The sequence below is a fragment of the Rosettibacter firmus genome, assembly GCF_036860695.1.
Lineage (GTDB): Bacteria > Bacteroidota > Ignavibacteria > Ignavibacteriales > Melioribacteraceae > Rosettibacter > Rosettibacter firmus.
The window spans coordinates 1,394,594-1,411,647 of sequence record NZ_JAYKGJ010000001.1; the positions used below are offsets into that span (position 1 = coordinate 1,394,594).

Below are 17,054 nucleotides of genomic sequence, written 5' to 3' on the forward strand. Positions count from 1 at the left end.
CACAGACTATTAGTCTGTGTGTTGGAGTTGCAATGCCAGAAAATATCGACATAAAACTTGCAATCGGACTTAAGCCAGAACAGATAATCGAATATCTTAAACGCAAAGGATACAAGATAAGCTGGAATTGGCAGGACACCTGGAAAGAAGCATACACCAAAGCTTTTACTGTTGCAAAAGCAATGAGACTCGATATATTATCAGACATCAGAAATGAGCTTCAGAAAGCAATTGATAACGGTTTAACATATCAACAATTCAAAGAAAACTTAAAACCAACTCTTAAGGCAAAAGGCTGGTGGGGGAAAGTTAAAGCTAAAGATGTACCATCGGACTTCCCATTGCCGGAAGATATTGATCCGGAAAAAGAAATTCTTCTCGGCTCTCCCTGGCGTCTTAAAACAATTTATCGCACTAATATTGACGTTGCTTATGCAAGCGGGCATTACAAAGCAATGATAGACAACATTGATGATAGACCTTACTGGATGTATAACGCAGTACTGGATAGCAATACAAGACCATCTCACCGTGCATTACACGGCAAAGTTTTCCGTGCTGATGATCCTATATGGGATAAAATATACCCACCAAACGATTGGGGCTGCAGATGTTCTGTTATTCCACTTGACAATGACGACCTCAAAGAAATGAATATACCGCGACCTTCCAGATTGCCAAACGAAGAAGCTGAGAAGTTTATAAAGAAGCTTAAGCCCGGCAAAGGATGGGAATATAATCCAGGAAAAGCAGCACTTGAATTTGATAATGATTTCGGAAAATTTTCACTTTATCAACTTCAACCTACATTTAGAGATAATAATAGACCATCAATTGAAGAGTTAGATGATTCATATTTTATACAACAACCAGATAAATTCCCATCAATTAAGGAAATTGGTAAAGATAATTTATGGAAATTGATAGAAAAAGAATTTGATTTTTGGGAATCCATCCCTTCGGGAAAAGACAATTATGCAATTATTCCTACTGCTGATAACGACCTGGCAGTTGTTTCAAAAAATCGATTAAATTATTTGCTTACAAAATCCGATAATAGAGAACAATTTATACCATTTATAAAACCTACTCTTCAAGATCCATTTGAAGTTTATCTTGCTTTGTATCAATCCGATAAAGGATTTGTTGAATATCGTAAACATTATATCGGTTTGTTCAAAGACAAAAAGAAAAGAAGTTATTTTGTTGTGCTGAGAATGGAAAAAGATTCAACAATATTCTATAATGCATTCCCTTATAACCTTAAAGATATTGATAGAGTTCGAAAGGGGAAACTTATTTATACAAAAAAGCCCCGATAACTCGGGGCTGAATACTGTAAGCATTATCCAGTTCCGTGCCTGCTTACAGACGATGTAAGGTTATGCTCACGGAAGCACCTTACACCGGTATTATAAATTATCATTTTATTCCTTCCTTGTCAATCCTGCCTGTCGGCAGACAGGGCTTCTATTATCTTCTTCTTTATCTTCTCAATATCCTGATTATTTAATTGCATAAATGGTCTTGCCGGTATCCTGATCGAACTCATCTTATTGCTTCCAGCCTTATATTGCAGTTGACTTTTAGTCAACGGATTTAAATTTATTTTTCTCTTGAGATAGGTTTTCAAAGTACTTCTATGTATCACTCCGCCATAATTCTGTATTGCAGCATAAATTAAATTTGTGCTTACCTGTGCATAATCTTCACCATAGCTGCTAATAATACTTCTTTTTAACTGTCCTGTCTTCTGTAATATTTTCCCAGGCCAATAACCTTTCTTTTCACGCTGTTTAATTGTCTGATGCGATAGTCTCTGCCAGGGCTTCCCGATTCTGCTGCCTTCAGTCTCAAAATTTTTCAGAACTGCAGAACGCATTGTTTCTGCAATAGCTACCATTAATTTGCTTTTGTTTGAAAGTTTATTCTTAAGTAATTCAATTATTTCAGGAGATTTAAATTCATTATTCATTTTCATCCTTATATTTATTTTCTTCAAAAAATCTTTTTACTTCTCTTACTAATTCTTCAGTTATTAATTTTCTATAATAACTTCGTGAATCTTTTGGATCCAAACTTACTTCCATTGATAATTCATATCTTTTATATGAATGCCATGGATCATCAGTATGTCTTGTTTCTCCATATGTTACTATAATTTTTTCAATTTTCATTTTTTACTCCTTTTCAAATAAATCCTGTTGTTCTTTTAATATAATTTTTTGCTCAGCAACTTTATAAATAAGTCTTTCACTTACACCAAGCAATCTTGCAAGTTCTTTTTCATTTTTATATCCAAAATACTTTCTTATATATTCTTGTTTCATTTCCATTAGAGGTTTCTCGCTAAAATATATACTTGTTTTGCCAAAATAATTATAAAGTTCTATAAATTTATCGATACCAATAATTTCTTCAAGCAATTTTAAATCACCTTGAAGAAATTTCTTATAATCTATTTCTTTGAACCATTCGTTCATAAATTCTCAATTGCTTTTTTAATTTTTCTCACATCATTCATCATTAGCCACTCAATTCTATCAATTCCTGTTATTCTTTTACAAAACTTTCTAAATGCATCCTCTGTTTTATTTTCAACTCTCGGCGATGTCATCCACATCGCCTCAAGCATTCTCAGTTGTTTAGGCGTTGCATAGTGCTGCTTCAGTTTTTCATTCCATCTTATTCCAAGTTCATCATATTTCTTATATTTTTTCTTTTCTTTATATTCCAAATATTGTGGCAATAGTTTAACAAGTTTTTTTATTAAGTCTGATGCCTGCTCATAACTTAAATCCTTACTGGTAGTAACTCCATAACTTCCCAACGCAGCACTATATTCTTCGTCAGATAATTTTAACTGGCTTTTTAATGCGTGTATCTTAGCTATTTGAGCTTTATTTATTTCCATCACTAAATAATTTTAATTGTGGATCAATTCTCGTTACCTTCCAGAGGCTTACTGCCTTGCCGCTTTTTGGACTCCGCCCAATATCATAAAAATATACAAGCCCCATTTCTCGCAACTCCTTAACCCTCGGTGTAATCTGGTGCGGATAAACATTCAGAGTTATTGCTATAAATTCTGTAGAGCAGGGACCATATCTCTTGATAATATCATAAACTTTCTTCTGCATATTACCAAGCTTATCCAGCTGCTCTACATAAGCAATATCTCTTATCTTTTCACTTAAATATCCTTCTCTCGTTTTCATTTGTTGTAATTAAATAAATAATGATTTTTATATTCTTTTAGCGAAAAATATTTGTCCCTATTTTTTATCTTATACATCTTTTTCTTTTTCTTTTTCTTTTTATCCCATAATTCTATGCCATATCTTTTAATTTTCGAATAAATTGCCATATGAGATTTACCAGTCATTTTGATTATTTCATCTCTTGTTACAATTTTTTTTCTATAAAGCTCAAGCAATTCTTTCCCTATCGCTTTCCCCATTTTTCACCTACCTTAAAAAAATATCTTTGTTCATCTAAATCGTCTATTATATGCATTCTATATTTTTGTGCCTTAAATTGTTGTTTTATATCCTGTAATGTCACTTTTATTGCCTTTAAAAATGTTCTATATGCTAATCTCCAGTGAGATTTTACTGAGAGTGATAACATTTTAACCTCCTATTGCAAAATATTTTTTGTAATCTTTTACCGTAGCAAGCACTTCTTCCTTGCTGCTTCTTGGTATCTGCGCATCAAATGTTTCTTTTTCATTGATTATTACATCTCCTCTCTGTTCTGCTTCTTTCTTGATCTCATTAATCTTGTCTCTCAATTCTTTTAATTGCACTTCAACAAATTCATCGAACTTCTTCTCAACTTTTTTTGTAAGATGAAACTCAACACCATCATAATCTGCTTTGCCTTCTGGGTATTTCTTTAATTCCCTTAGTGCAAGTGGATGTAAATCTTTTAAGATCTCTTCAAATGCTTTATACATTTTGTAATACTTGGCATAAGCTTTTAAAAATTTCATTTTATTCATCCTCAAATTTCTTTATTGCGAAATATGTAATTACTGCAATCCCTATAGCGCCAAATATAAACCCCATTATGAATGCGAAAAATAATTCGTACATATTATTCTCCTTGTTTATTTAAATATTCTTTATGAACCATTTCAGCTATTTTGCTTTTGTACCCATTTAGAAAAATAAAAAGTTCGAGTTCATCTTTATAATCAATCATTGCTTTATCTTTTAGCATTATTCTGTTATAAAGTAATGTGCTGTATTTATCTATTGCTTCGAATGCATTGTCTGATTCGGGGAACATATCTAATAGAAGTTTACCTAATATTTTTGCCGTTATTTCCACTATTCCTCCTTATTGGATAAATTGTAACTATACATTTATTCTTTACTATGTATTCTATCATTAAATTATCATCACGAAATAATATCCCATTCTTATTGTCACTTATATAACGAGCTTGTTTAAATATTTCTTTTATCTGATTTATAATTTGCTTTTCATCTATTGCCTCATTCAATAATATTCTGTTTTTATATGCTTTAATTGCATGATTTGATATTCTTATCTTCATAACATCAACACCTCCGCAGCAGATTTAACCAATTTATCTGTAATTTCTTTCTTACTGGTTCTTGCTGCCCTTGATGTTCTTAAAATTAATTTTTCAAGCTTTCTTCCATTGCCTTTCGAAAGCTCATAAAAGGTTTTATAAACGCCGTTTGTTGATGGAAATACTGTCTGAATTATTAACTTTGCATCGCTTTCACTCCAGTCTTCAAGCTGCGTCACTATCCCTACACGGCTATATAATTGCTTGAATTCACCTCGTTTACCTCTTAGATTTGCAATCAATCTCGGTAAACCAATTAGCAATATTCCAACATTTGCTTTATCATAAAGTCTGCGGACCATATCCAATGCTCTGTAAGGTAAATTTTCAGCTTCATCAATGATTATAAGTCTATTACTATCCTTCAGCTTCTCGCAACAATCTGTAAATAAATCATATATTCCACCATTACCATCCATTCCAAGCTTCTTATGAAGTTCTCGGAAGAAAACTTTTGTAGTATAACTTAAATCAGCTTCTATTAGTACTACGTCTGGATTTTGCTTTGCATATTCCTTTGCTGCTTTTGTTTTACCCGTGCCGGCCTCTCCTATTACTACTCCAATCTCTTGATCCAGGTGTGCAATCTTTGCTGTTTGGAATAGCAATTCTGCATTAGTAATTGGGCAAAATGGAATCATCTCTTTGGGCATTGCCTCAATTTCTTCCTGTCGCATAAGAAATGAAGCAATTGCCCATTCAAGTTTTTGTACATCACCCGGATATTTACCTTGAAGATATGTTGAGATGACGCTGGCACTGTAGCCGATTTGCTTCGCAATTCTATTTATCGAAACTTCTTTTCGTTCGATATAATCACGAAGCTTATTTAAAATATTTCCTTCCATCATAGGAAGATTTTCATTATTTTTGTTCATGTTAACTCCATTTTTGTTAACGTTATTGTTTTTTTCACTCCGCAAGTCTCGTCTACTTGCGGAGTTATTATCAAAATATATTTTCATCAAGTTCGATTTTCTGTAAAATCCTCTCAGCTTCTTCTATTTCTCTCAATCTGTAATTAAGCTTATTATTTAATATTTCCTTTGCTTTTTCTATTTTAGAAGAGTCTATCGTTTCAATTTCACATTTTTTATCTACAAAATCTTTTATTTTCTTATAAACATCCGCTACTTTTTCGCTTTCTTCTATCTCTACCTGTAATTCAATTCGTACATGCTCGTAATTACCTTTGTTGACTAAACGACCATAAGAAATTAATTTAGGTTTCATTTTATTTCTCCTTTTTGTTTATAATTATCCTTTTTTTAACAATGCCTCAATGGGATTGCTGTAAATCTTCGACTCAATCCCGCACAATTTCATATATTCCTTAAATGCATTTTTCTTCTTTGGCTGCTTTTTCTCTTCTTTCTTTGGCATTTCAAAAACATCAACTTGCTTTTTAGGTATCAATTCATTACCTAATTTTACAATCTCCTTAAATTGCTCCATAGTCTCATTCTTCATCTGCTGTTTTTTCCTCAATGCTTCCTGCAGCAGTACAATATCCTCATCCTTCCCCAGCAGCCTTGCTGCCGGATGATAACGATAATCATCCTTACTTGCCGTAAATAAAAATCTCTCTTTTTCATCAAGAACTATAATTTCTTTATCGTCCCAAATGTCATATTTAATCACTACCCGGCTCCCGATTATCCTCGGCATTTCTTCATTGTAATAATAATTCCCTCTAAATCTTATTCCATTCTTACCTATTGTCCTCGTCTCATCACTTAGCATTAAATAGTTAAGTTCTTGCTTGCTTATCAATCTGCCTTTCAATCGCTCCGGCTCACTCTTTATTTTATTAACGCTGTGCATAAATACCTCAGCCGGACATAATCCCTTATATTGCCCGTCCTGGTGTGGCTGTTCTGCATATTCTTTAATAAATTCTTCAAGAGTAGCAGCCAAACTATCAACATGAATCGGAGTATTATCAAAAAGTCTCTGGTGGAGCTTCTCATTTCTCATAAGCATTGCAGGTTTACCGGCAATATTGGTCCCAGTATATGCAGGTAAACGTCTCTCAAATTCTCCAAGCGTCTTAAACCATCTTTCAATTGTCTTCGATTGCCCGTGATAAGGCGTTGCATACATCGTTTCAATGCCAAGTTTTCCAAATAATCCCGGCACTATTGAATCCCTGAAATCCTTAATCCCTCTGAAATATTTAGCTCTGAAAGCCCGTCCATTATCCAGATAAGCAATCCTCGGAATGTAACCGAAGCTTCCAGCTTCGGAATTATTCCCAAAAAACCTTCCCAGCAGCAATATCGTTCTTCTCAGTGCACTCGCAATCGTCAGCACATTCTCAGTCGGCATTATTTCCCAGCCAAGTGGCATTGAAGACTTAAAATCAAAAAACATTATCAGCGTCATCCTCTGCGATCTGCCGGTAAGTGGATTTATCACCATTACATTAAGCGTATGACCATCAGCTACAACTATGTCACCGACTTCCACACGGTCCTTATCACGCAAAATATCTTTCATTATTTTATCATTGAATGCCTTCATTCCATACCTTCCAAGCGTCCATAGATCTATGTTTCTTTTTGTCCATTCCTGGATAAATCTTCTGTAAGTAATATCGCTTTTTATTGCAATTCCACGATTCAAAAATTCCTGTTTAGCTCTCTTAATTATTTCACTTATTAATGGGCGATTCGGATTAAGTAACATTGGTATAATCACCTCTGCTTCTTTGTTTGAAATGGTTCTTGCGGCGGGCTTTAACTTTTTCTCAAATATACTTATGTCCCAATTATTATCTATTAATGTCTTGTACCAGCGGTAAACTGATCTCATACTTATTTTTCCAACACTCTCGAGCAATTTCGGGTAACTTCCCTGGTTAAAACTATTAACAAACTTTTCAACTGCAATTGTCTTCTTATCCGCCTTTAATATTACCTCATCCAGTAGCTTGCATATCTGGTACTTTGCCAATGCCTCATCTGTTGTTATTGTATTGACAGAGCTTGCTCTGTCCGTCCCATCCGATATAATTTCGCTTGAATTTTCCGAAAGCTCCTGTATCCACCCCAAAATCTTCTCACACTTATCCCAATCACCAATAGAATTATAGTAATTAAACATACTTTCCAGGGCAATTTCATATCCAAAACCACCATTCATCTTCACCTTACGTGTGACAAAATGTCCTTTGGAAACGTGTTTTCTTAAAGCTTGCTGAGATATACCTAAGTGGTTGCGACCTTCAAGAGTGCTTATCCATTTAACTGATTGCTGTAAGTTCTTATTTTCTATTATTTTATCATTGGTAACAACCATATTTGTTTCGGTTGCGACCTTGGTTGCGACCTTCCCCTCAAAGGTCGCAACCGCATCGGCTGAATTTTCATTGATATTATTACTGCAATTTTCAGCAAAAGGGTCCTTCATAACTCCAGCTCCATTTGTCCCTGATAATGTTTGTTGCAATATTTTTTTGCCTCTGCAGACTTTGTCATAACCAACTGCAAAGCTTCTATTACTTCATTATAGTGGTTTTCGGTTGGCTTATCGAGGAATTTCTTCAGGCATCTAACCGCCAGCGTCGTTGCATCCTGGTAATCAGCCACTAATTCTGTCCCCTCCGTCTTTGGTATCCTTACCTTTGGCTCTTTAACCAGCAAAAACCCACAAATCCACGCAATTTTTTCCAAAATCGCATAATTTCCGGTTGCTTTCATTAGTGGAATTAAATAATCAAGTGGGAATTTCACTCCGCTTTCTTCCAGCGGAAGACCTGCTCTATATAGGTAATTGCTGCTTATTCCTATCTCATCAGCAATTTGTTCTACAGACTTTTTATTCCGGTGAATAGTTTCATAAAGAATTGTTTTAATAGATTTACTTTGTGCCATTAAAAACTTCCCGGATAATTTTAATTGTTTATCATTGTACAATTATTTAATTTAGAACAAACAAAAAATGCCGCTTAAAGAGCTTTTAATAAGCTCTTAAGCAGCATTTTTTACAATTTCTATAATTTTAGCGAGTAATTTATCGTTCTTTCTTTTACCTGAAAGCACTAATGAGATCATTGCTTCGCTATAACCAGTGCGTCTTGCTATTTCCGCCTGGTTAATTAACTTACGATCAAGTTTTAATTTTAATGGCTGCTTTTCGTCAGTCATTTTTTTATTAAAAATTATTAAAGGTTTCTTTACAAATATAGGTAATTACCTAATTCTTGTCAAGTATTTTTTTAGGTAATTATAAAATTTTTATGACAATAGGTGAAAAACTTCGTTTTTTTGCAGAAAATTATATTGGTTCGGTTGCTAAACTTGCCGAATTACTTGATATGAAGCCACCGAGCTTATATGTTTATCTAAATAATGAGAGTATTCCTGGTGGAGATATACTAAGGAAGCTGAAGGACCTTGGTTGCGACATTAATTGGCTCTTAAGCGACACCCCGGATCCGCCGCCAGAGACAATACAAACGCTACTAACTCGGCTAAAAGAGTTAGAGGAGGAGAATCAACGCCTTAGGGATAGTATTAGCCGTTTTCTTCTCCTCGCTCAAGAAGTAGAGCAGCAAAAAAAAAGTAAGCGTAAACCCAAAAAGTAGGCAATATTTTTTCTGCCAAATTTGTGTAAAAAGTGGCAAAAAAATGTAAAATTCTTTGCCAAGCACTATTGCCGTCGCACATTACTTAACTTATTATATTTATTTCACTTATGGTATTTTATTTAATATATTCATCTTTGCCATTTTACCTGAAAAATTATAATGAATAATAAAATTTTCATCCTTTGTTTTATAATATTCTTATCACTATTCAAATCTTCTTATTCACAATTAGATACAAATTCTCTCTCTAATTCTCTTGATAGTTTATTTGCAGATGAATTTTTTAATTCTACCCAAATAGCAATTGATATTTATGATTTAAACGCAAACAAAAAACTCTATTCAAAAAACGAAAAGTTGCTATTGCGTCCAGCTTCTTTACAAAAAATTTTAACTACAGGTGCTGCTCTACTTTTCCTAAATGATTATAAATTCCAAACCAAAATTTATTACGATGGAGAGATTGAAGATTCAGTATGTAATGGTAATTTATATGTAGCTGGAGGATTTGATCCACTTTTTTCACTGAATGATTTAGACTCTCTGGTTAAAGAAATAAAAAAATTAGGCATAAAAGAAATACGTGGAAACCTGTGCGGTGATATTTCAATAATGGATTCTCTATACTGGGGCGAAGGCTGGATGTGGGACGATGACCCATATCCTTTTGCTTCATACATATCTGCACTCTCGATAAACGAAAATAGTTTCAACGTAATTTATAAACCATCAAACATAGGCGAACCAGCAATCATTAATATTATCCCCCAAACAAATTATTTTGATATAATTAATAACTCTACAACCGTAAAAGATACTATTTCTACATTTTCTATTACACGTGACTGGCTAAATAAACAAGATAAAATTATAGCCAGTGGAAATATTCCTTTTTTACTAAATGCAGATACATTAAAATTCAGTGTCGCAAAGCCTGCATTGTATTTTATGACTTTGCTCAAAGAAAGATTAATTGAAAACAAAATTATCATTAATGGTAATATCGAATTTAAAAGTGTCCCGAATAATGCCGATGAAATCTTTTCTTTTGAAAGAAATATCGATACAGTATTACTTAAAACTAATAAAGAGAGCTATAACTTAGGTGCTGAACTAATTTTACGAACACTTGCATTGGAATATTATGGTAAACCAGCTTCGGCAAAAAGGGGAATAAAATTAATTGATAGCTTGATAACAATTGCAGGTTTCGACCCAAAGAATTTTAAAATTGTAGATGGATCTGGTTTATCGTTCTATAATCTGGTTACTGCAGAACTAATTACTTCCATACTAAAATATTTCTATTATGAAAAAGAAGACTTATTCATAAAACTTTATAACACTTTTCCAATTTCTGGTTACGATGGTACATTAAAAAACAGAATGCTTAACAACAAAGCATACAAAAAAGTAAGAGCCAAGACTGGAACTTTAAGTGGAGTAAGTAATCTTGCTGGTTATATGTTTAATAAAAATAATCATCTTATTGCATTTTGTATAATGATGCAGAATTTTACTACTCCTGCAAAAAAAGCAAGAGATATTCAGGATAAAATTTGTGAATTAATTTATCAACGTAATTAAGCTCAATAAACTACTATTTTATAATTAATGAGTAATACAAATGAAAAACTTCAAACAATTTACCATTACCACAATTCCAAAAAACTTTGAGATTATAAGTGGCTTATTGTGGCAATTAGATTTAAATGGTATAAATGAAACCGAGAATGAATTAATCATCTTTATTGATGAAACAAAAAATATTTCATTGAAAGAAATAAAAGAAATACTCGAAGAAGCTAAAAAAAATAATTTAATTGAATCTTATCAGATAAGCGAAGATATACTTGAAGATAAAAACTGGAATGAAGAATATGAAAAAAGAGTAAATGTAATAGAAGTTTCTGATAGAATTGTAATTAAACCATCTTTTAAAGAATATCAACCCAAAGAAAATCAAATAGTTATAATAATCGATCCAAAAATGTCTTTTGGAACAGGTGAACATCAAACTACAAAAATGGTTTTAAGATTTTTAGAACAATATATAAAAAAAGATGACTTTGTTTTAGATGTTGGAACAGGGACAGGTATTCTTGCAATTGCATCTGTATTTCTTGGTGCACAAAGAGCAATTGGAATCGATAATGATGAATGGTGTTTTCTTAATGGCAATGAAAATATAAAAATGAATAAAGTTGAAGATAAAGTTGAAATCCGTTTGTCTGAAATTCATCAAATAGAAGAAAAAGACTTTGATGTGATTGTTGCAAATATTAACAAAAACATATTGCTTGAAATAGCAGAGGAAATTAAAAAGAAAATAAAAAAGACCGGAATTGTAATATTATCCGGTCTTCTAATTTCTGATGAGATTGATATTGTCAAAAAATATAATTCATTAGGCTTCGATCAAATCGCAAAAATGCAAATGGACGAATGGATCTGCCTATCATTTAAGCTACAAAATTAAAAAGCTAATTTCTCTAATAAAGATATAAGTTGCTTTTGCTCACTTTCTGTCAAAGACGAAGTAACCGAAATAACTTTTTCAATATATTGAGGCATAATTTGATCAAGTTTAGCTTTACCAGCAGGTGTTAGTTCACCAAGAATTACTCGTCTGTCTTCTTTAGAGTGTACTCTTTTTACCAGTCCTTCTTTTTCAAGATTATCAACAACACAGGTTATATTAGCCCCTGTAACAAGCATCTCTTCACTAATTTTTTTTAGTGGTAAAGGGCCCATTCTGTAAAGAATCTCCAACACCCCAAATTGAGGAGCTGTAAGTTTTTGCTCAAACATATACTTAGCTTGAAGTTTTCTGAACTTATCCCCTGCTTTTGTAACTTTTTCCATAAGTTGGAGTGCTGCTTCCCCTTTTTCTTGTTGCATTGCCATTTTCTCCTTCCTTTTTAGTTACTAATTAACTTCCCCAGCCCTCATATAAAAAATCTAACCTGCTAAATAATTTGTTCTTCAATTATAAATCTATAGAATTAAAACTATATAGAAAAAGTTGTTTCGAGTCTTTTTATTATTTTGCATCTGCAAATAAAAATATTAAAAGAACATTTAAATTGAAAGTTAATAATAAAAGTTTTACAACATTTATTTTTAAATTACAAAAAATTTCTAAACCTGTGAATGCAATTCATATTTGCAGCTATATTCAGGAAATTAACAAGATTACTTACTATAAATATTATAATTCTATTCTGAATAATACAAACTTTTTTTTATTAAACTTACCAGAAAAAAATTGCTCTTTTATAGCACTTGGAAATATCTTTAATTATAATAAAAAATTCAGTCGTACTAACAAATTGCACATACAACACATTCATAATTTTAAAAAAAACAAGTTTAATTTCTATCCATTATTTGTTGGAGGAATAAAATTCCCGATAAAAGAAAAATCCAATCTTTGGAATGACTTTCCCACTGAAATCTGGTATGTGCCTGAAATTTCTTTTATCACATACAAGAATAGATATTTCTTTGCATTTAATTTTATGTTTGATGATGTTATTAATACCGAAACTCTTAACAAAAAGCTAAAGACTATATTCAGACCACAAAAAAATATAACAGAATCTTTAAACGAAGTTTTCCTAAAGAGCACCACGTTTAATCAATGGGAAAAAATGGTTTCGACTGCTTTTAAAAAGATTGAAAGTGGAGAACTTTATAAAGTAGTTTTAGCAAGATTAAAAAAGAGACCGCTTAAAACTAACATTAACCTGAAAGAACTAATAGAAAAATTAAAGAAAGAAAATTCGGAGTGTTATGTTTTTTGCTGGAAAAATAACGATTCTATTTTTTTAGGAGCTTCTCCTGAATTACTTGGAAAATTTTCAAATAACAAATTTGAAACAGATGCACTGGCTGGTTCAATTAGAAGAGGAACAAATCACAACGAAGATGATCTACTGGCAAATCAATTATTAAATGACAAAAAAAATATCAACGAGCATAATAGTGTGGTAAATTATTTAATTCATAAATTATCAGAATACTCAACCAGTGTAACTTATGATAAAACAAAAATTAGAAAACTGAAAAACATCCAGCATTTATGGACACCCATCAAAGCAAAAGTTAGAAAAAATATTTCAATTATTGAGTTAATTAAAAATATCTTTCCAACACCTGCAATTTGTGGTTTACCAAAAGTAAAAGCATTAAAAACAATTGAACAACTTGAAAACTTCGACAGAGGTTTATATGCTGGAGTGATGGGATGGTTTAATCTAAATGGAAATGGTGAATTTTTTGTGAGCATCCGCTCCGCTCTTATTAAAAATTCATCATTATATTTATTTGCCGGGAGCGGAATAGTTGAAGAATCAGAAATTAAAAATGAATTCGAAGAAACTGAACTAAAGTTCAAAACATTGATGTCAATATTTAAACTAAATCAAATATGAAAATATCAGTTAATAGAAATACTATCTGGTGTGATTTATTTGTAAATAGATTAATCGAATATGGAGTAAAATATGCCTGTATATCACCAGGTTCAAGAAGTACTCCTCTTACTTTAGCATTCTCACAAAATAAATCTATAAAGTTGTTTCAAATAGTTGATGAACGTTCGTCTGCTTTTTTTGCTCTTGGACTTGCAAAAAAATCAAAATCTCCTGTTGCAATAGTAACTACTTCTGGTACTGCAGTAGCCGAACTTTATCCAGCAATCATCGAAGCATTTTATCAAAGAATTCCACTAATTGTTTGCACTGCAGATAGACCACATTACTTAAGAAATACAGGTGCAAATCAAACAATAAATCAGGATAATATTTTTAGAAACCACATAAGATATTTTGCAGATGTTGGTTTACCCGATGTCAATCTAAAAAGTTTATCATCCTTAATTAAAAAAACTGATACCGCATTAAATATTGCATTGATAGAAAATGTGGGTCCCATCCATCTTAATTTTCAATTTGAAAAACCATTCGAGCCAGATACATACACAGAAAAAATTGATGTCAATTACATTAATAAAATTTACAGCCTTTTTAATAAAATCGATTTTAAAGAAAGAAAAGAAACAACATCGATTGATAAGGTATTAAAAAAACTAACTCACTTTGAAAAAGGATTAATAATTGTCGGATACAATAACTACGATAATCAATTTTCAAATCTTTGTGCCAGATTATCCAGTAAATTAAAATATCCAGTATTTGCAGATGCTTCTTCTGGTTTAAGATGTTGTAACCACTCACAAAAAAATGTAATAGAAAATTTTACATCATTAATAAGATCAAAAAACTACAAAAAAGAATTTGACCCTGAAATAATAATTCAATTTGGTGGAACTCCAACTTCAAATATTGTTCAAAACTTCTTTAAAGAATCAAAAGCAGAAAAAATTATTGTTAACGAATTTGGTGATAAAAACGATCCATCATTAACAGCCAGAACAATTTTAAAGATCAAACCAGAAGAATTTTGTCAACTCATTTTAGAAAAAATAAATCTACAAAAATTAACCAGAAGACAGGATTGGTTTGAAAAAAACATCAAACTAAATGAAATAGCAGAAACAATTAAACGTAGAGAATTTCAAAAAGAAGAAATTAATTTTGAAGGAAAGATTATTTATGAATTATACAATCTTCTTCCTTCGAAATCCAATTTAATGATTTCAAATAGTTTACCAATAAGGGATGCCGATTTTTTTGTTTCCTGTACCAACAAACAAATAAACATTTTTAGTAATCGTGGGGCAAGTGGAATTGATGGAATAAACTCAACTGCACTTGGAATTGCAAAACTATCAAAAGAACCAACTGTACTTGTTACTGGCGATTTAGCTTTTTATCACGATATGAATGGACTACACAATGCAATTAAATTTAATATTCCTTTGACAATAGTTTTAATAAACAATAATGGTGGGGGAATTTTTGAATCTCTACCAATATCAAGATATGGAAAAACATATATTCAAAATTTTGTAACTCCATTAGATATTGACTTTTCAAAATTTGTAGAAGCTTATGGGGGCAAACATTATCTAATTAGTAATTTTAATGAATTTAAAATGAAACTTGATGAATCATTAAAAAGTAGAAAGTTATCAGTTCTTGAAATTAGAACAAATGCAAAAGAATCAAAATTAATTCGCGAAAAAATCTGGCGTTCAATTACTTCAGCAATTGATTTGTATCTGAATGAAAATAAAAGTAGATCAAATTGAATTTAATATTCTGATTGATGAAAAAAATTATAAAGAAGAAAAAACACCTATAATTTTTCTTCACGGTTTTACTGGATGTGCAGAAGATTGGTTATTCATTTTCGATAAACTTCCTTCAGAATATTATCCCATCGCAATTGATTTAATTGGTCATGGTTTAACCGACTCGCCAGATGATCCCAATTATTATACCTGTAGAGCTATAGTTAATCAACTTAATTATATTTTTGAATCTCTAAAAATTCATAAATTAATTCTCTGTGGATATTCAATGGGGGGAAGAGCTGCTTTATCTTATTGCCTACATTATCCCCAAAAAATTATTGCATCTATCTTCGAAAGTACAACTGCTGGAATTGAAGACATAACCATAAAAAAAGAAAGAGTAATTTCAGATTTCTTACTTGCAGAAAAAATACGTGAAGAAGGAATTGAGAGTTTTATTGATTACTGGATGAATAACCCATTATTCAAAACACAAAAAGAAATTCCAGAATATGAATTGATTAAGAAAAAAAAATATAAAAATAGTGTAATCGGTCTATCAAATTTATTAATGGGATTTAGTACTGGTTTAATGCCCAGTTACTGGGATAAAATAAATCAACTTGAATTTCCAGTTCTTCTAATTACTGGAAGTTTAGATGAAAAGTATACTTCGATTTCAAAAAGAATGAAAGAAAAATTAAAGAATGCAGAACATAAAATCGCAGAAAGTTGTGGTCACAATGTTCACTTAGAAAAACCTGATGTTTTTATTAAATTTGTTCTGGACTTCTTAAACAATAAAAAAAGGAAACAGTATGAATTACAATTGGATTAAAGCAAAAGAATATCAGGATATTATTTACGAAAAGATGGATGGAATAGCAAAAATAACTATTAATCGACCAGAAAAAAGAAATGCTTTCCGTCCAGAAACAGTTTCGGAATTATACGATGCTTTTAATGATGCACGAGAAGATACAAATATTGGAGTAATCTTGTTAACCGGAAAAGGACCAGCTAAAGATGGTAAATATGCATTCTGTTCTGGTGGCGATCAATCAATTCGTGGTGATAAAGGTTATGTTGGTAAAGATGGTATCCCAAGATTAAATATTCTTGATGTTCAAAAACAAATAAGAAGTATCCCCAAACCAGTTATTGCTTTAGTAGCCGGATATGCAATTGGGGGAGGTCATGTATTGCATGTTGTTTGTGATTTAACAATAGCAGCCGATAATGCAATATTTGGTCAAACTGGACCTAAAGTGGGAAGCTTTGATGGCGGATTTGGTGCAAGTTATCTTGCAAGAATTGTTGGTCAGAAAAAAGCTCGCGAAATCTGGTATCTATGCCGCCAATATAATGCTCAGGAAGCTCTTGAAATGGGCTTAGTGAATAAAGTTGTTCCGGTTGAACAACTTGAAGAAGAAGGTATAAAGTGGGCAAAAGAAATTCTGGAAAAAAGTCCTCTTGCAATTCGTTTACTCAAATCTGCATTTAATGCTGAATTAGATGGTCAGGCTGGAATTCAGGAATTAGCAGGAAATGCAACTTTACTTTATTATATGACCGAAGAAGCTCAGGAAGGAAAAAATGCTTATCTCGAAAAAAGGAAACCAGATTTTTCAAAATTTCCAAGAGTACCATAATAAAGA

At 31.8% G+C, this 17,054-nt stretch carries 24 protein-coding genes; 8 read left to right on the forward strand and 16 right to left on the reverse strand.

Translation table 11 applies throughout. The features are described 5' to 3' along the window. Positions 1 to 32 precede the first annotated feature (32 nt). A complete protein-coding gene (locus VJY38_RS05965; RefSeq protein WP_353679761.1) occupies positions 33 to 1,322 on the forward strand; it encodes a phage minor head protein in 1,290 nt (429 codons plus the stop codon). Between the two features lie 119 nt (positions 1,323 to 1,441). Here VJY38_RS05965 and VJY38_RS05970 read toward each other — a convergent pair whose 3' ends face one another. The 15 genes from VJY38_RS05970 to VJY38_RS06040 all read right to left on the reverse strand — a co-directional run bounded on the left by VJY38_RS05970 (position 1,442) and on the right by VJY38_RS06040 (position 8,751). Beyond that, positions 1,442 to 1,975 carry a phage virion morphogenesis protein gene (locus VJY38_RS05970; protein ID WP_353679762.1) on the reverse strand — a complete coding sequence of 178 codons (534 nt, stop codon included), beginning with the start codon at positions 1,973 to 1,975 and terminating at the stop codon, positions 1,442 to 1,444. Further along, the gene (locus VJY38_RS05975; protein ID WP_353679763.1) at positions 1,968 to 2,177 is read right to left on the reverse strand and encodes a hypothetical protein; all 210 of its coding nucleotides are present in this window, start codon (positions 2,175 to 2,177) and stop codon (positions 1,968 to 1,970) included. The genes VJY38_RS05970 and VJY38_RS05975 overlap by 8 nt, the downstream gene beginning before the upstream one ends. Before the next feature lie 3 nt (positions 2,178 to 2,180). Continuing rightward, a complete protein-coding gene (locus VJY38_RS05980) occupies positions 2,181 to 2,483 on the reverse strand; it encodes a hypothetical protein (RefSeq protein WP_353679764.1) in 303 nt (100 codons plus the stop codon). Beyond that, positions 2,480 to 2,914: a regulatory protein GemA gene (locus VJY38_RS05985; RefSeq protein WP_353679765.1), complete on the reverse strand. Its 435-nt coding sequence runs from the start codon at positions 2,912 to 2,914 to the stop codon at positions 2,480 to 2,482. The genes VJY38_RS05980 and VJY38_RS05985 overlap by 4 nt, the downstream gene beginning before the upstream one ends. Continuing rightward, positions 2,901 to 3,218: a hypothetical protein gene (locus VJY38_RS05990; RefSeq protein WP_353679766.1), complete on the reverse strand. Its 318-nt coding sequence runs from the start codon at positions 3,216 to 3,218 to the stop codon at positions 2,901 to 2,903. The genes VJY38_RS05985 and VJY38_RS05990 overlap by 14 nt, the downstream gene beginning before the upstream one ends. Beyond that, positions 3,215 to 3,460: a hypothetical protein gene (locus VJY38_RS05995; protein WP_353679767.1), complete on the reverse strand. Its 246-nt coding sequence runs from the start codon at positions 3,458 to 3,460 to the stop codon at positions 3,215 to 3,217. The genes VJY38_RS05990 and VJY38_RS05995 overlap by 4 nt, the downstream gene beginning before the upstream one ends. Further along, positions 3,445 to 3,630: a hypothetical protein gene (locus VJY38_RS06000; RefSeq protein ID WP_353679768.1), complete on the reverse strand. Its 186-nt coding sequence runs from the start codon at positions 3,628 to 3,630 to the stop codon at positions 3,445 to 3,447. Before VJY38_RS06000 ends, VJY38_RS05995 begins: the two co-directional genes overlap by 16 nt. Position 3,631: 1 nt before the next feature. Then, positions 3,632 to 3,994, reverse strand: a complete 363-nt coding sequence (locus tag VJY38_RS06005; protein WP_353679769.1) for a hypothetical protein — start codon at positions 3,992 to 3,994, stop codon at positions 3,632 to 3,634. A gap of 104 nt (positions 3,995 to 4,098) precedes the next feature. Further along, complete coding sequence (locus tag VJY38_RS06010) at positions 4,099 to 4,335, reverse strand: hypothetical protein (protein WP_353679770.1); 237 nt, start codon at positions 4,333 to 4,335, stop codon at positions 4,099 to 4,101. Next, a complete protein-coding gene (locus VJY38_RS06015; protein ID WP_353679771.1) occupies positions 4,307 to 4,564 on the reverse strand; it encodes a hypothetical protein in 258 nt (85 codons plus the stop codon). Before VJY38_RS06015 ends, VJY38_RS06010 begins: the two co-directional genes overlap by 29 nt. Then, positions 4,561 to 5,526 carry an AAA family ATPase gene (locus tag VJY38_RS06020; protein WP_353679772.1) on the reverse strand — a complete coding sequence of 322 codons (966 nt, stop codon included), beginning with the start codon at positions 5,524 to 5,526 and terminating at the stop codon, positions 4,561 to 4,563. The genes VJY38_RS06015 and VJY38_RS06020 overlap by 4 nt, the downstream gene beginning before the upstream one ends. A gap of 25 nt (positions 5,527 to 5,551) precedes the next feature. Next, complete coding sequence (locus VJY38_RS06025; RefSeq protein ID WP_353679773.1) at positions 5,552 to 5,836, reverse strand: hypothetical protein; 285 nt, start codon at positions 5,834 to 5,836, stop codon at positions 5,552 to 5,554. A gap of 24 nt (positions 5,837 to 5,860) precedes the next feature. After that, a complete protein-coding gene (locus VJY38_RS06030) occupies positions 5,861 to 8,053 on the reverse strand; it encodes a Mu transposase C-terminal domain-containing protein (RefSeq protein ID WP_353679774.1) in 2,193 nt (730 codons plus the stop codon). Continuing rightward, on the reverse strand, positions 8,011 to 8,478 hold the full coding sequence (locus VJY38_RS06035; RefSeq protein ID WP_353679775.1) for a phage regulatory CII family protein: 468 nt from the start codon (positions 8,476 to 8,478) through the stop codon (positions 8,011 to 8,013). Before VJY38_RS06035 ends, VJY38_RS06030 begins: the two co-directional genes overlap by 43 nt. Before the next feature lie 96 nt (positions 8,479 to 8,574). After that, positions 8,575 to 8,751 (reverse strand): hypothetical protein, encoded by a 177-nt coding sequence (locus VJY38_RS06040; RefSeq protein ID WP_353679776.1) that lies wholly within the window; start codon positions 8,749 to 8,751, stop codon positions 8,575 to 8,577. Positions 8,752 to 8,843: 92 nt separating this feature from the next. On the opposite strand from VJY38_RS06040, the gene VJY38_RS06045 reads away from it, so the two are divergent. The 3 genes from VJY38_RS06045 (at position 8,844) to prmA (ending at position 11,673) form a co-directional block, all read left to right on the forward strand. Beyond that, positions 8,844 to 9,191 carry a helix-turn-helix domain-containing protein gene (locus tag VJY38_RS06045; protein ID WP_353679777.1) on the forward strand — a complete coding sequence of 116 codons (348 nt, stop codon included), beginning with the start codon at positions 8,844 to 8,846 and terminating at the stop codon, positions 9,189 to 9,191. Between the two features lie 162 nt (positions 9,192 to 9,353). Next, positions 9,354 to 10,781, forward strand: a complete 1,428-nt coding sequence (gene dacB / locus VJY38_RS06050; protein WP_353679778.1) for a D-alanyl-D-alanine carboxypeptidase/D-alanyl-D-alanine endopeptidase — start codon at positions 9,354 to 9,356, stop codon at positions 10,779 to 10,781. A 40-nt stretch (positions 10,782 to 10,821) separates the two neighbouring features. Then, entirely contained in the window at positions 10,822 to 11,673 is an 852-nt protein-coding gene (gene prmA, locus VJY38_RS06055; protein WP_353679779.1) for a 50S ribosomal protein L11 methyltransferase, read from the forward strand. Here prmA and VJY38_RS06060 read toward each other — a convergent pair. Further along, on the reverse strand, positions 11,670 to 12,101 hold the full coding sequence (locus VJY38_RS06060) for a MarR family winged helix-turn-helix transcriptional regulator (RefSeq protein WP_353679780.1): 432 nt from the start codon (positions 12,099 to 12,101) through the stop codon (positions 11,670 to 11,672). The two genes, prmA and VJY38_RS06060, sit on opposite strands and share 4 nt — an antisense overlap. Positions 12,102 to 12,280: 179 nt before the next feature. Between VJY38_RS06060 and VJY38_RS06065 the strand changes: the two genes are divergently transcribed. The 4 genes from VJY38_RS06065 to menB are packed head-to-tail and all read left to right on the forward strand — an operon-like array spanning position 12,281 to position 17,048. After that, a complete protein-coding gene (locus VJY38_RS06065; protein ID WP_353679781.1) occupies positions 12,281 to 13,630 on the forward strand; it encodes an isochorismate synthase in 1,350 nt (449 codons plus the stop codon). After that, positions 13,627 to 15,411, forward strand: coding sequence for a 2-succinyl-5-enolpyruvyl-6-hydroxy-3-cyclohexene-1-carboxylic-acid synthase (gene menD, locus VJY38_RS06070; protein WP_353679782.1), 1,785 nt, complete (start codon positions 13,627 to 13,629; stop codon positions 15,409 to 15,411). Before VJY38_RS06065 ends, menD begins: the two co-directional genes overlap by 4 nt. Continuing rightward, positions 15,386 to 16,234 (forward strand): 2-succinyl-6-hydroxy-2,4-cyclohexadiene-1-carboxylate synthase, encoded by an 849-nt coding sequence (gene menH / locus VJY38_RS06075; protein WP_353679783.1) that lies wholly within the window; start codon positions 15,386 to 15,388, stop codon positions 16,232 to 16,234. Before menD ends, menH begins: the two co-directional genes overlap by 26 nt. Beyond that, positions 16,215 to 17,048: a 1,4-dihydroxy-2-naphthoyl-CoA synthase gene (menB, locus tag VJY38_RS06080; protein WP_353679784.1), complete on the forward strand. Its 834-nt coding sequence runs from the start codon at positions 16,215 to 16,217 to the stop codon at positions 17,046 to 17,048. The genes menH and menB overlap by 20 nt, the downstream gene beginning before the upstream one ends. Positions 17,049 to 17,054 lie beyond the last annotated feature (6 nt).